This window comes from Colwellia sp. PAMC 20917 (assembly GCF_001767295.1).
In the GTDB taxonomy this organism is placed as follows: Bacteria; Pseudomonadota; Gammaproteobacteria; order Enterobacterales; family Alteromonadaceae; genus Colwellia_A.
On sequence record NZ_CP014944.1, the window covers coordinates 1732578 to 1747081 of the forward strand.

The following is a 14504-nucleotide window of genomic DNA, read 5'->3' on the forward strand; positions in this document are numbered from 1 at the left end:
CTTCTTATAACAAAGGTTTTAGTGAGGGTTAAAACTCACCTTTAAACCAAGCTAAGATACGCGAAGTAATACTAGCAATACCTTCACTTTTCTTACTCTCTATACTTTGTTGTTCATTGGCTTGCATACCGTAATGTAATAAACCAACAACCGTTGAGTAAGTTGAATCATCAACATACTCTTTTAAACCACTCATACCTTTTGGCTTAGCGACACGTACTGGCATTTGAAAAACTTCTTCAGCAAACTCAACAACACCTTCCATTTTCGCTGTACCACCGGTTAACACATAACCTGCGGCAATTTGATCTTCTAAGCCCGCTTCGCGAACTGCTTCTTGAATAAGTTCAAAAAGCTCTTGGTAACGTGGCTCAACAACTTCCGCTAAAGTGTGACGAGACATTGAGCGTGCAGGACGACCGCCAACACTGGGTACTTCAATGTTCTCTTCCATACTCACCATTTGTCGAAGCGCACAAGCATATTGCACTTTAATATCTTCTGCGTGGCTTAACGGCGTTCTAAAAATTTTAGCAATATCACTGGTGACTTGATTACCAGCCACAGGTATAACCGCAGTGTGTCTTAAAGCACCGCCGGCAAATACCGCAATATCCATCGTACCTGCGCCCATGTCTACCACACAAATACCGAGTTCTTTCTCATCATCTGTTAGCACAGCATAACTAGATGCTAATGCTGAAAAAATAAGTTGATCGGCTTTTACTTCACAGCGCTCAACACATTTAACAATATTTTTAGCCATGTCGTTAGCACAAGTAACAATATGAACTTTGGCCTCCATTCGGACACCTGACATACCAATCGGGCTTTTTATCCCATCTTGGCAGTCAATACTAAATTCTTGTGGTAGTACATGTAACATGCGTCGTTCCGCGGAAATCGGTACTGAACGCGCGGTATGTATTACGTTATCAACATCTTCTTGAATGACTTCTTTGTCATTGATTGGCACCATGCCATTTTCATTTTGACAACTAATATGCTTACCTGAAATACCTAAGTAAACCGAGCTAATTTGGCAATCGGCCATTAATTCAGCTTCGTTGATAGCACGCTGAATTGATTGAATAACCAAATTCAAATCATTAACGCCACCTTTATCCATACCTCGTGCAGGTTGATTTCCAACACCAACAATACTTAATTGATTGTCCGGTGTTATTTCACCAACAGCAACAGATATTTTCGACGTTCCTATGTCTAAACCTACTACCAAGTTTCTTTCGTTTACTTTTGACATTAAAGTTAAGCTCTTTGTTTATTCTCTGCGGTTTTCCAACCAACAGCGAGTCCAGTGTCATAACGTAAATCAACATAATCCACTTGCTGATTTTCTTCTTTTGTTTTCATTATTTGCGGGTAGACATCCATAAATCTTTGTACACGCTCAATTTTGTTTTCTCTACCTAAATTAAGCGTTATGCCGTTCTTCAGCGTTAACTGCCAAGAATGACGTTCGGTAAGTAACAACTCATCAATTGACAGCTCACTAAACTTCAGCAACTTACTTAAATTAACAAAGTTACTTAAGGCAAGATCTTCACTGCCTTCAGGACCAAAAAATGCGGGTAAAGCAGACTGCAAACGTGTGGTGTCTGCCTGAAATGCTTTACCGTATTGATTAATTAAAAAGTCACCATTCCATAAAGCAATCGGAGTTTGATCAACAACATAAATTTTCAGTTCATTCGGCCACTTTTTTCGTACCGATACCGAGTATACCCAAGGTAATTCAGCCACTTTCTGTTGTACGTGATTGACATCAACATTAAAAAAGTTTCCTAAGTTAACATCTTCAATCGCATTTTCTATATCTTGTCTATTGGTAAACGGCATTTCACCGCCAATAACAATCGACGTAACAGGCATTGACTCTTCAGATGACATTTTATTATTTAAAAACCAACTGAATGAAATAATAGTAACAATCACCAGCACAAAAAAAGTCACACCGAGCCAAAAAGACCAGTGTAATTTTTCTTGTTGCTCCGTCATTAATGGTGATAATGACGGTTGATTTCTACTAGTGATTGTCATTATTTATCTGCTAATTGTCCTGTGCTAATGGCAACTATTTTTGTTACCAGCTCACTAAAACTTAAGCCGTGTACCTTTGCTGCTTTAGGTACCAATGACGTTTCAGTCATACCTGGAACAGTATTGACTTCCAGTAGCTGCCATTTATTTTCATTGTTACGCATAACATCTACGCGCCCCCATCCTTTTGCACCAGTTGCTTTAAAAGCTTTAAGCGCTAATGCTTTAAGCGCTTGTTCATCTTCATCACTCAAACCAGCAGGACAATGATATTGTGTTGTCGTTGATTGATATTTAGCTTCGTAGTCATAGAACTCACGAGGCGTTTCCATATGAATGGCGGGTAACGCTTCTTCGCCTAAAATAGCCACCGTATATTCAGGGCCATTAATCCATGCTTCTACTAAAATTTGGTCATCATATTCAAAGGCAGTCGTTAATGCTTGGTGTAATTCATTAGCTGTTTTAGCTTTGGCCATACCAATACTTGAGCCTTCATTGGCTGGCTTAACCATGACCATACCACCAAGTGTCGCCAGTATTTTTTCTGCTTGAGTTTCTTGGTAAGCCTCTTTTTCTACAATAGCAAAAGGCGCAGTTGGTAATCCTTGTGCTTGAAACACTTGCTTGCTACGAATTTTGTCCATGGACAACGCAGATCCTAAGACATCAGAACCGGTATAGGGGATGCCCATATATTGTAAAGCCCCCTGCACACAACCATCTTCACCGCCTCGACCATGCAAAGCGATAAAAACACGATCGATATTTCGTTTAGTTAAGTCAGCTAAACAAAATCCTCGAGTGTCGATGAGTTCAACGTCAAAACCAGCTTGTTGTAGACCCTTGGTAATCGCTTTTCCAGAATTAAGTGATACTTCGCGTTCTGCTGAGTCGCCGCCATATAAAACAGCTAACCTTTGGTCTTTCAGTGCTTTCACTTTTTAGCCCCTTTAAGGTCAACATTGAGTAACGGGTTTATCATAATTTCACGAGCTATAACGCCAATAGTACCTGCGCCTTGTGTAATAACCATATCGCCGTCTTGTAATTGCGCTTGCAACAATTCTGCTAATATTTCAGCGCTACTAACATAGATAGGTTCAATTTGACCACGCTGGCGAATACTTCGCGCTAGGCTTTTACTGTCAGCACTGTTGATAGGCGCTTCGCCCGCCGCATAAACATCGAGTAAAAATAAGCAATCGACTTCAGATAACACTTCAACAAAGTCTTCGTATAAATCGCGCGTACGAGAATAACGGTGTGGCTCAAAAATCATCACTAAGCGTTTTTCAGGCCAGCCATTTCTCATTGCTTTAATTGTTGCTTTAACTTCACGAGGGTGATGTCCATAATCATCGACTAAGATCATCTCACCTTTTTCTGTCGCTAAATTAGCCAATTGTTCAAAACGTCTACCGATACCCGCAAATTTTTCTAGAGCACTGACAATGGCCGCGTCGTCTACGCCTTCATCAGTTGCAACAGCGATACTCGCCAAAGCGTTAAGCACATTATGTTCACCGGGTAAGTTTACTGACATATTGATATCAGCAAAACCTTCACGCTGTACGGTAAAATGACTAACGCCACCATTTTGTTGAAAGTTTGTCGCTCGTACATCAGCATCTTCACTAAAACCATAGGTGATCACCTGACGACCCATTCTTGGAATGAGTTCACGCACAACATCGTTATCTATACAAACAACCGCTAAGCCATAAAACGGTAAGTTATGTAAAAATTCGATGTAAGTATCTTTAAGTTTTTCAAAATCACCTTGGTAAGTCTCCATGTGATCTTCGTCGATATTAGTGATCACTGAAACCATAGGCTGCAGATGCAAGAATGACGCGTCACTCTCATCGGCTTCTGCAATAAGGTAACGACTTTTACCCAAACGCGCATTGGTGCCTGCGCTATTTAATAAGCCACCAATCACAAATGTTGGGTCTAGGTCACCTTCAGCAAAAATACTTGCAATCAAACTGGTCGTTGTTGTTTTGCCATGAGTCCCCGCAATCGCAACACCATGGCGAAAACGCATTAATTCAGCTAACATTTCCGCACGACGTACCACAGGAATACGTAACGTTTGCGCATTCACCAATTCAGGGTTATCGACTTTAATTGCCGTTGAAACAACAATGACACTCGCACCAACAATGTTATCTGCCGCATGACCTATAGTAATCTTTGCACCTAACGCCATTAAGCGAGTAACAACTTGATTTTCGCCAATATCAGAGCCAGTAATTTGGTAGCCTTCATTTAACAATACTTCAGCAATACCCCCCATACCTGCACCGCCAATACCGACAAAGTGAATGCTTTTTACCCGGCGCATTTCTGGTAATTTAATAGGTGCGGTATTATTGGCTATTTTATTTCTCATTATCTTACTCATTAGTTAACTAACTCCGCGCAAGTATTAGCAACACGGAGAGTGGCATCAACGTGAGCAGCATCGTGCGCCGCTTTAACCATCGACCTTACTACGCTGTCCGAAATAAAAAGGCTGTTAAGCATTTGCGCTAAAGTCGTACCGTTAAATTCTTTTTGTGGTAATAATTTTGCAGCACCACGTGAAACTAAATACATCGCATTTTTGGTTTGATGGTCATCAACGGCATGAGGTAAAGGCACAAAAATAGCAGGTTTAGCTGCCATAGCGAGTTCTGAAACGGTTAAGGCACCTGCTCGGCATACAACAATGTCTGCCCATTGATAAGCGGCCGCCATATCTTCAATAAATTCAGTCACTTTAACTTTATCTTCTGACAAGCCAAATTTTTTATAACTGGCCAGTACTGCTGTTTGATTGTCACGACCCGTTTGATGCCAAACGTCAATATTTTGCAGTTGTATTTGTTTTAACGCTTGTGGCACGGTTTCATTCAAAATTTTAGCGCCAAGACTTCCACCAACCACTAGTACTTTTTTACTACTGCTTGGATTCTCAGGGATCACTGGCGTTAACGCGGTTATTTCTTTACGCAACGGGTTTCCAACCACCTGAAAGTCAATATTAGCGGTAAAAGCATTTGGGAATGCACTCAACACTTTCGTGGCAATTTTCGCTAAATAACGGTTTGTCATGCCAGCAACCGCATTTTGTTCATGTAAGACTAAAGGAATACGCATTAACCATGCAGCAAAACCACCAGGAGCACTTGCATAACCGCCCATGCCTAAAACAACATCGGGTTTTACTTTGCGTAAGATCGCGATTGATTGTAAAACCGACTGTAATAATTGAAACGGTATTTTAACACGCTCTAACAAGCTTTTATTACGTACACCGGCGATATTGATAAATGAAATATCAAACCCATGCTCAGGAACAATTTTTGCTTCCATACGTTTTTCAGTGCCAAGCCAATGTATCTTCCAGCCTTGAGCTTTGAGCATTTCTGCCACAGCTATACCTGGGAAAATATGACCCCCTGTGCCACCAGCCATCACTAATAAAGTGGGTGCTTTTTTGCTAGTTGTATTTTCAAATCCAGTCATATTGTTCACCCTCCTTATCATCTTTAGTTTTGGGTTTTACTACTATTTTATTCATTGCATTACTTTTTTTTATTTTGTTTTTCTTTGATTTTTTCTTAGTGGTCGCCTGAATACTTTGTAAACGTATCTCATGATCTATTCTCATCAAGATAAACACTGCCATGGTCATAATGATCATCGAGCTACCGCCATAACTTAATAACGGCATTGTTAATCCTTTAGTGGGCACAACACCTGCACTAGCACCAACATTGACCGCCGCTTGAAAGCTTATCCAAATACCAATAGCGTAAGCAAAAAAGCCTTCGAAATATTTTTCTTTTTGTAAAGCTGCTCTGCCAAGTAACAGTGCCTTGAGCACTAAAAACATACTCAGCATTAAGATCACGCTTATGCCAATAAAGCCAAGTTCTTCTGCAACAACCGCCATAACAAAATCGGTATGTGCTTCGGGTAAATATTCTAGCTTTTGAATACTATTTCCTAACCCTTGTCCAAAAATCTCACCACGGCCATAAGCCATCAATGATTGTGTTAATTGATAACCACTACCAAATGGATCTTCCCAAGGGTCTAAAAAGCCGGTAACTCGCGCCCAACGATAAGGAGAAAAATAAGCGAGCGCGGATAATAAACTAATGCCAACGCCAGATACACAAGCAAATTGCCAAAGTTTAGCGCCGGCTAAAAATAACAGACCAAAAGTGGTCACAAACATCACAACAATGGTACCTAAATCGGGTTGCATTAATAACAAACCACCAAGTACAGTAAAGACAACGAGTGGTTTAGCAAACCCTTTAACGTTTTCCATCACTTCATCACGACGTCGAACGAGATAAGACGATAAATAACAAAAGAAAAACAACTTCGCAGGCTCTGCCGCTTGTAACGTTATTGGACCCACAACAATCCACCGTGTCGAACCATTAACCGTTCGGCCAATCACTAACACCACAACTAACAGCAAAATCCCCAATAGCAGTAAATGCCCACTGTTTTTTTGCCAAAGACTCATCGGTACGCTCATCGTGACAACTGCCACAAACAAGCTTATACAAATATAAATAAAGTGACGCTCGACAAAATGAAACGGGTCATTGAACAATCTTTCGGCAACTGGCATAGACGAACTGGCGACCATAATGAGACCAATCATATACATACTAATAGCGAGTAATAAGTACGTACGATCAAATGTAGCGCTGCTAGAGCCTTGCTCTGCCGATAACCACATGGGTAGTTTTATATTATCGAGTTTAGAGAGAACTGATGTTGTCATGAGTTCTCCTCTGGCAAGCTTGGTGTTTTATTTTCTCCGCTCAATTTATTAACCGCATTGACAAAAACTTCGCCACGTTCAGCAAAGTTTTTAAACATATCAATGCTGGCACAAGCCGGTGAAAGTAACACTACATCACCTGATTTAACAATATTGCCAAGGATATTAATCGCTTGTTCAATACCGGTAACTTTGCTATTTTTTATCTGTGCTTTATTAGCGACAGCAGCTATTTCATCGCCGTCTTTACCTAAGGTAAAAACATGGCTAACATCTTTAGAAAAAATGTTAGTTAATGGGGAAAAATCTGCTCCTTTGCCATCGCCACCCGCAATAACATATAAGTTGTTATCAACTGACATCATAGCGGCTAAGCCTTCAATCGCTGCGAGGGTTGCGCCAACATTGGTTGCTTTAGAGTCGTTAATCCATTGCACATTTTTATACGTTGATATCAGCTGACAACGATGTGCCAAACCTTTAAATTCAACTAAATGTGCTAACATCTCGTCAAGTGGCCAACCAGCACTATGACCTAGTGCCAATACCGCTAAACAGTTCAAGGCATTGTGTAAACCGGCAATAGGTAATTGATTAACACCAATAAGCGGCATCGAGCCAAACATTAATTGTCTTTGTCCATCAATCACCGACATGCCAAAATTACCATCGAGTGCTGCATCGCTACCAAACGAAAGTGACTTTTGCGCCTTACCAACAAGTTGAGTATTCACATCATCACGATTAGTTATAGCCGTTTGACACTGTTGATAAATACCTCGTTTAATCGCGGCATAGTTTTCTAAGGTTTTATGACGATCTAAATGATCATCGCTCACATTTAAAACAGTTGCGGCAATCGCCTTCATACTGCGTAGTGTCTCTAATTGAAAACTAGAAAGTTCTAAGACTAGGCAGTCGAGTGATTTTTGCGATTGTTCCAGAACCGGTACACCAATATTACCGCCTAGCTCAACGTTTTTACCCAACCTTTGTCCGAGAAAAGCCAATAAAGACACCACTGTTGATTTACCATTTGAACCGGTAACAGCAAGAATAGCGGTGTTATTATTTTGACAATAAAGCTCAACGTCTCCAGCAACAATACAATTGTTGCTTATCTGCTTAGCAATGTCAGCAATACTGGTATCTACACCTGGGCTGACCAGTAAAACATCGGCTGAAGCGATCAGTGTTTTATCCCAGCCACCTAACGTTAACGCTGTATGTGGAAACTCTTGCTTAAAAACGTCAATATTAACGGCATTATCACGACTGTCATTAACCGAGCAAGTTAAGCCATGTTTTGCTAAATAACGCACACAAGACAACCCTGTTAACCCTGCACCGAGGACAACAATTTTTTGGGTTGTTAACTGCGCTATCGCTAGCGGAGCTTGTGAGATTTTTTGCGTCATTTTATGCTTTATACCTACTTTAAATACTATTTTTTATTAAACGATTTATTAATCAATCATTGTTAGCGTAGTTTTAATGTCGCTAAACCAATCAATACCAGTACTAATGAGATAATCCAAAAACGGACAATAACTCTTGGCTCAGGCCAGCCTTTTAATTCGTAATGATGGTGAATAGGCGCCATACGGAAAATACGTTGGCCACGTAATTTATAAGAGCCAACTTGTAAAATAACTGACACCGTTTCCATAACAAAAACACCGCCCATAATGAACAACACTAATTCTTGTCGAACCAAAACCGCGATAACACCCAAGGCTGCACCAAGTGCTAAAGAACCAACATCACCCATAAATACTTGTGCAGGGTAAGTGTTAAACCAGAGAAATCCTAAACCTGCGCCAACAATAGCCGTACAAACAACCACTAACTCACTCGCCATCGCAATGTGGGGAATATTTAAATATTCAGAGAAGTTTGCGTGTCCGGTCATGTAGGCAAAAATAGCAAAAGCGCCGGCGACCATTATCGTTGGCACTATTGCTAAGCCATCTAAACCATCAGTTAAATTAACTGCGTTACTGGTCCCAACAATCACAAAGTAGGTCATACCAACGTAAAAAATACCCAGTTGAGGTAATACGTCTTTAACGAACGGAATAAGTAAACTTGTTTCTTCGGGACTTTGCGCAAGAGAATATAAAAACAAGGCGGTCGCTAAACCCGCAACGGTTTGCCAAAAGTATTTCCAACGCGCAATTAAACCATTAGGGTCTTTGCGAATAACTTTTCGATAATCGTCAACAAAACCTATTAGGCCAAAACTGGTGATAACAAAAAGTACGACCCAAACATAGGTATTACTTAAATCGGCCCAGAGTAAAACACTGACCACAATAGCGGCTAAAATTAACAACCCCCCATAGTCGGCGTGCCGGTTTTCACCAAGTGACTTTCGGGGCCATCATCGCGAACGACTTGACCCACTTGCATATTTTGCAAGAAACGGATCAGCTTAGGACCAAAGTACAAGGATATAGTTAACGCGGTTAATGTACTTATAATGGCGCGAAATGTTAGATAAGAAAAAACATTAAAAAAACTGTAATACTGTGTTAAATATTCACTTAGCCAAACTAGCATGAACTTATCTCCGATGATTTATGTTCTGAAGTTGACGAAGATAGTTCTAAATTTTTACGCCAGTTAATAATATCTTGCACTACATTTTCCATACGGGCACTACGTGATCCTTTGACTAAGATAGAGATCGCTTGCTGCTCATTTTCCAATAAAGAAGTTAAACAACGCATTAAGGACACTCTGTCACTAAAATGTTGGCCATTAAAAGCATCGGCTGAACTTTGACTTAGTACGCCCAGCGTCAGTAAATCATCAATTTTGCATTGTTTAGCATAATCGCCAACTTCATGATGATAACCTCGAGCTTGTGCGCCCAATTCGCCCATATCACCAAGGATAAGGATGCGTCGACCTGAGTAGCTAGCCAATAAATCGCTAGCCGCTTTTATTGATTCAACATTTGCGTTGTAAGTATCATCAATTAATTTAAACGTAGGTGTTAACTGATGTAAATTTAATCGGCCTTTCACCGGTGACATTTCAGCCAAGCCTAAACGAATATCGTCAAGGCTTGCACCAAATTCTAAAGCAATCGCAGCTGCAGCAACCGCATTACAAACATTGTGTTTCCCCGGCACCGTTAATTCAATGAACGTATTGCCAGAGTGAGTATTAAGCTTAAAGCCAGCACAACCTGTATCATCAAGAATTACATCACTTGAGAAACAGTCAGCAGCTTGTTCACATGAGAACGTTCTCACTTTCTTGTCAACCAAACGCCATTGCCATTTATTAGCAAATTTACAATCTTGGTTATATAGAGCAATGCCGCCACTGCTTAGCCCTTCAAAAATTTCGCCTTTTGCACGTGCCACGCCGCATAAATCGCCAAATCCCTCTAAATGAGCCGCGGCAATATTATTAATAATAGCGACATCGGGCTTCACTAATGCTGAGGTATAAGCTATTTCACCCATGTGATTTGCACCCAACTCAACCACAGCAAATTCGTGCTGTGGCTCAAGGCGCAATAAGGTGAGTGGCACACCAATATCGTTATTAAAATTCCCTTTTGTTGCTAATACCTTGCCCAAGCGTGATAAAATTGCCGCTACCATTTCTTTTACTGTGGTTTTACCACTGCTTCCGGTAATCGCAACCGTTTTAGGAGCAACTTTTTCTTTCACATAAGCCGCGATTTTACCTAAGGCTTTATGCGTATCTTCAACAATAATTTGAGGAATACTCAGTTGGCAATCATCTTGAACAATCACGGCTACACAACCTAATTCAATCACCTGATTCAAAAAACGATGAGCATCAAAATTTGGCCCCTTGAGCGCAAGAAATAATTCACCCTTTGCTAATGCTCGACTATCAGTATTAATACTATTAATACTGATATTTTCTCCAACGAGCTTACCATCAACGGCTAAAGCAATTTCAGCTAAGCATAATGGGATCATGAGATTGCTCCTGCAGTGTTACTTTGTTGTTGATAAACGTCATAAATGGCTTTAACCAATTCACGTTCGTTATAATTAATTTTTTCATTAGCTACTATGATGTAGTCTTCATGGCCTTTACCCGCAAGTAAAACCATGTCATCAGCCTTTGCTTTTGCCAAGGTAGCTTTGATAGCGGCTTCGCGGTCAAGTAAAACGGTAATTTTTTCAGGAAAAAGACATCCGGCGAGCATATCGGCAACGATATCTTCAGCTTTTTCTGTTCTTGGATTATCTGTGGTAAATACCAGATGATCAGCACCATTCTCGGCTGCTAGCGCCATTAGTGGTCGCTTACCTTTGTCTCTGTCTCCTCCGCAACCAAACACCACCCATAACTCACCTTTACAATGGTGGCGACAAGCATGCAGTGCACTGACTAATGCATCTGGAGTATGTGCATAGTCAACAATAGTGGTCGCTTTATTATTGGCTTTAAATGTTTCCATGCGGCCAACAATCGGTGTTAATGCTTTAACCGCTAACGCGATATCATTTAATGAAATATTTTTGCTCATCAATACAGCAATACCCGCTAATAAATTTTCAATATTGAAATCACCCATTAGTACGCTGTCAATTTCTTGTTGACCAAGATGGGTATTCAGGATGAATTGAACACCATTAGCATGGGTTTTAATCTCACTGGCTTGGGCATAAGCTGAAAATTGAGTAACTGCGGCCGATTTACCATAAACAATAAGACTTTGCTTATTTGGCCAATGCGCTAACCATTGTTTACCTTGCTGGTCATCACCATTAATAATGGCTATTTGTTTGGCATCATGACTAAAAATTTGATATTTGGCGTCAGCATAGTTTGTCATGGTCTTATGATAATCAAGATGATCACGAGTCAAATTGGTGAACACGGCAATATCAAGTAAATTTGCTATAACACGCCGTTGCTCAAGTGCATGAGAAGATATTTCCATAGCAACATTTTTACAATTATCTGCACAGAACTCAGCCATTAACTGATGCAACTGTGTTGCCGCCGGTGTTGTATTTTCAACGGTTTGTAGCGATTCAATTTGTCCAGCGCCATTAGTGCCTATAACCGCCGTTCTTTGTTGGCAACTCGCTAATAATTTTGAGATTATTTGACTGGTGCTGGTTTTACCATTGGTGCCAGTAATACCTATAATCGTCATATTATCTTGTGGACTTTGATAATACCCCTTAGCAAATGAAAATAACCTTTCATTGAGTTGATAGAAATAGACTTGTGCTATTTTTTTATCTGAATTTTCTGTCGTTAAATAAACAATTTCACCATGTTGGCTGGCATGGCTGCATTCAGCAATGATTAACCCACACTCTAAGGATACGGCTTGGTTAATAAAATCATTACCATTTTGCTGATGGCCGATAATCGCACAAAAGACATCGCCCGCTTTTAATTTACGGGTATCATTAACCAAATCTCCAAAATTCATTGGAAAATAAGCCCGTTCAGCGAATGCGGGTAACGGTAAATTAAACCGTTTAAAAACGTCAAATAATTGTGCTTGGCTCAATGAAAAAGTAAACTTAGGCATCGGCATGCTCCTGTTTTACTTTCATCGTTGGCTTGTCTTCACTGACCACAGGTCTTATATCAGCAACACGCTTTGCATCTGGGGCAATATTTAATACCCGTAATGCGCCTTTCATCACTCTTGAAAATACAGGGGCAGCAACTTCGCCACCATGGTATAAATCGCCGCCAGGTTCATTGATAACCACAACAACCACAATCTCAGGATCAGAAATTGGTGCCATGCCAGCAAACAAGCCAACGTATTCATTGCCATAGCCACCAGCGAAAGCTTTAATTGCAGTGCCCGTTTTGCCACCAACACGGTAACCTTCTACCTTAGCATTTGGCGTATGCTCATTAACCACATTTTCTAACATGCCAACAACTTGTTCACTCGATTGTTCTGAAAAAATCCGTACATCTCGAAGTGGAATAGTATCCAAGGTATCTTTTTTAATAATTGTGAGCGGCTTTTTAATGCCGCCATTAGCTAAGGTTGAATAAAAACGTGCTAGTTGAAGCGGGGTTGCCGCAACACCATGTCCCCAGGATAAGGTCGCTAATTCAAATTTCGACCAACGTTGGCGATCATGCATAATACCTGAACTTTCGCCAACTAAGCCAACACCCGTTTCTTCGCCAAAGCCAGCATCAAAAAATTTATTCAGTAAAAATTGTTTCGGTACTGAAAGTGCTAATTTTGTCGTGCCCATATTCGATGAATGCACCAAAATATCAGTAATACTTAATTTGCCACGGTTAATGGGGTCGCCAACTCTTCGGCCACCTAAACGCATCCAACCTGGACTGGTATCAATGATGCTGTCGGCTTTTACCGAACCAAACTCTAAGGCGGTTAATGCAGTTAAAGGTTTTAAGGTTGAACCCGGTTCATAAAAATCGGTGATCGCTCTGTTTCGAAAACGATGGATCGCCGTGTTTCGACGATTATTAGGATTATAAGATGGGCTATTTACCAGCGCTAAAATTTCACCTGTATGAACATTAGTAACAACGACTGAGCCTGATGTCGCTTTAAATGCTTTTACCGCACCTTTTAATTCTTTATAAGCGATGGCTTGAATACGCTGGTCAATACTCAAAACGATATCTTTGGGCTGAGTAGATTCTTGCTCAGACAGTATTTCTATTTTACGGCCCTTAGCATCTTTACGGTATTGTTTTTCGCCGTCAGTTCCCGTCAGTAATTGATCGTAAACGCGTTCAACACCCTCGATACCTTTGTCATCTACATTGGTAAAGCCAACAACGTGAGCGCTTATTTCTCCTGACGGATAAAAGCGTTTTGATTCTTTTCGTAAATGAATACCCGGTATTTTTAATTCTTTAATGTATTTAGCCATTGCTGGCGATACTTTGCGTTCAACATAAACAAAACGTTTAGTTGGGTTTTTAACAATACGAGAAGTTAGTTTGTTAACATTACGCCCTAAAACATCGGCAAGTGCTTGCCAATGCTCTTTCATTGCTAGCGCATTATTGTCCATGATAATTTTAGGATCTGCCCACACGGTTTCAACCGGGACACTGATCGCCAGTTCACGGCCGTTACGGTCGACAATTGAACCACGTTGTACTGTATGAGCCGCGGTACGTAATGAGCGCATATCGCCCTGTTTTTTCAACATGTCGGGTTCAATGATTTGAATATATGCACTGCGAGCCAACAAACCTGCATAAACAAACACTATTAGGCCGACCACAACGTAAAAACGCCATGCCACCGAAATTTGCTGTTTATCTACTTGTTTCTTCACTAACTTGCTCATTGTTGTTGAATGATAACTTCCGAATTTATATTCGGTCTTTTCATCTGTAATAATTTTCTAGCTTTGCTTTCTATCGTACTGTGCTCAGCTAGGCTGTTTTGCTCTAACAATAAATTACGCCACTCAATATCTAACTCATCTCTTTCTGTTAATAATATTTCTAAACCACTGGTGGTTTGGCGATTTAGATGGGTGAAGTAAATCACCGAAAATGCCGAAATAACCACCATAACTAACAACAGATATATAAATATATGTCGCTGAATGTCGTACCAAACTTCTAATGGCAATGCCATTTTTGAGTTTGCCATAACTATATCAGCCGC

At 40.5% G+C, this 14504-nt stretch carries 11 protein-coding genes and 1 pseudogene; all 12 read right to left on the reverse strand.

The features are described from left to right. Nucleotides 1-28: 28 nt before the first annotated feature. Nucleotides 29-1264 carry a cell division protein FtsA gene (gene ftsA / locus A3Q34_RS07340; RefSeq protein WP_070374773.1) on the reverse strand — a complete coding sequence of 412 codons (1236 nt, stop codon included), beginning with the start codon at nucleotides 1262-1264 and terminating at the stop codon, nucleotides 29-31. Nucleotides 1265-1269: 5 nt separating this feature from the next. Next, the gene (locus tag A3Q34_RS07345) at nucleotides 1270-2061 is read right to left on the reverse strand and encodes a cell division protein FtsQ/DivIB (RefSeq protein ID WP_231907449.1); all 792 of its coding nucleotides are present in this window, start codon (nucleotides 2059-2061) and stop codon (nucleotides 1270-1272) included. Beyond that, nucleotides 2061-3002 (reverse strand): D-alanine--D-alanine ligase, encoded by a 942-nt coding sequence (locus A3Q34_RS07350; RefSeq protein ID WP_070374774.1) that lies wholly within the window; start codon nucleotides 3000-3002, stop codon nucleotides 2061-2063. Before A3Q34_RS07350 ends, A3Q34_RS07345 begins: the two co-directional genes overlap by 1 nt. Next, the gene (gene murC / locus A3Q34_RS07355; protein WP_070377050.1) at nucleotides 2999-4459 is read right to left on the reverse strand and encodes a UDP-N-acetylmuramate--L-alanine ligase; all 1461 of its coding nucleotides are present in this window, start codon (nucleotides 4457-4459) and stop codon (nucleotides 2999-3001) included. Before murC ends, A3Q34_RS07350 begins: the two co-directional genes overlap by 4 nt. A gap of 11 nt (nucleotides 4460-4470) precedes the next feature. After that, entirely contained in the window at nucleotides 4471-5577 is a 1107-nt protein-coding gene (murG, locus tag A3Q34_RS07360) for an undecaprenyldiphospho-muramoylpentapeptide beta-N-acetylglucosaminyltransferase (RefSeq protein WP_070374775.1), read from the reverse strand. Then, entirely contained in the window at nucleotides 5564-6814 is a 1251-nt protein-coding gene (ftsW, locus tag A3Q34_RS07365) for a cell division protein FtsW (protein ID WP_231907472.1), read from the reverse strand. Before ftsW ends, murG begins: the two co-directional genes overlap by 14 nt. A gap of 41 nt (nucleotides 6815-6855) precedes the next feature. After that, complete coding sequence (murD, locus tag A3Q34_RS07370; protein ID WP_070374777.1) at nucleotides 6856-8277, reverse strand: UDP-N-acetylmuramoyl-L-alanine--D-glutamate ligase; 1422 nt, start codon at nucleotides 8275-8277, stop codon at nucleotides 6856-6858. A 62-nt stretch (nucleotides 8278-8339) separates the two neighbouring features. Continuing rightward, a pseudogene (mraY, locus tag A3Q34_RS07375) lies at nucleotides 8340-9421 on the reverse strand (phospho-N-acetylmuramoyl-pentapeptide-transferase). Continuing rightward, nucleotides 9415-10827 carry a UDP-N-acetylmuramoyl-tripeptide--D-alanyl-D-alanine ligase gene (locus A3Q34_RS07380; RefSeq protein WP_070374778.1) on the reverse strand — a complete coding sequence of 471 codons (1413 nt, stop codon included), beginning with the start codon at nucleotides 10825-10827 and terminating at the stop codon, nucleotides 9415-9417. Before A3Q34_RS07380 ends, mraY begins: the two are co-directional and overlap by 7 nt. Beyond that, the gene (locus A3Q34_RS07385) at nucleotides 10824-12407 is read right to left on the reverse strand and encodes a UDP-N-acetylmuramoyl-L-alanyl-D-glutamate--2,6-diaminopimelate ligase (protein ID WP_070374779.1); all 1584 of its coding nucleotides are present in this window, start codon (nucleotides 12405-12407) and stop codon (nucleotides 10824-10826) included. Before A3Q34_RS07385 ends, A3Q34_RS07380 begins: the two co-directional genes overlap by 4 nt. Beyond that, nucleotides 12400-14178 (reverse strand): peptidoglycan D,D-transpeptidase FtsI family protein, encoded by a 1779-nt coding sequence (locus A3Q34_RS07390; protein WP_070374780.1) that lies wholly within the window; start codon nucleotides 14176-14178, stop codon nucleotides 12400-12402. Before A3Q34_RS07390 ends, A3Q34_RS07385 begins: the two co-directional genes overlap by 8 nt. Next, nucleotides 14175-14489 carry a cell division protein FtsL gene (ftsL, locus tag A3Q34_RS07395; protein WP_070374781.1) on the reverse strand — a complete coding sequence of 105 codons (315 nt, stop codon included), beginning with the start codon at nucleotides 14487-14489 and terminating at the stop codon, nucleotides 14175-14177. Before ftsL ends, A3Q34_RS07390 begins: the two co-directional genes overlap by 4 nt. Between the last annotated feature and the right edge of the window lie 15 nt (nucleotides 14490-14504).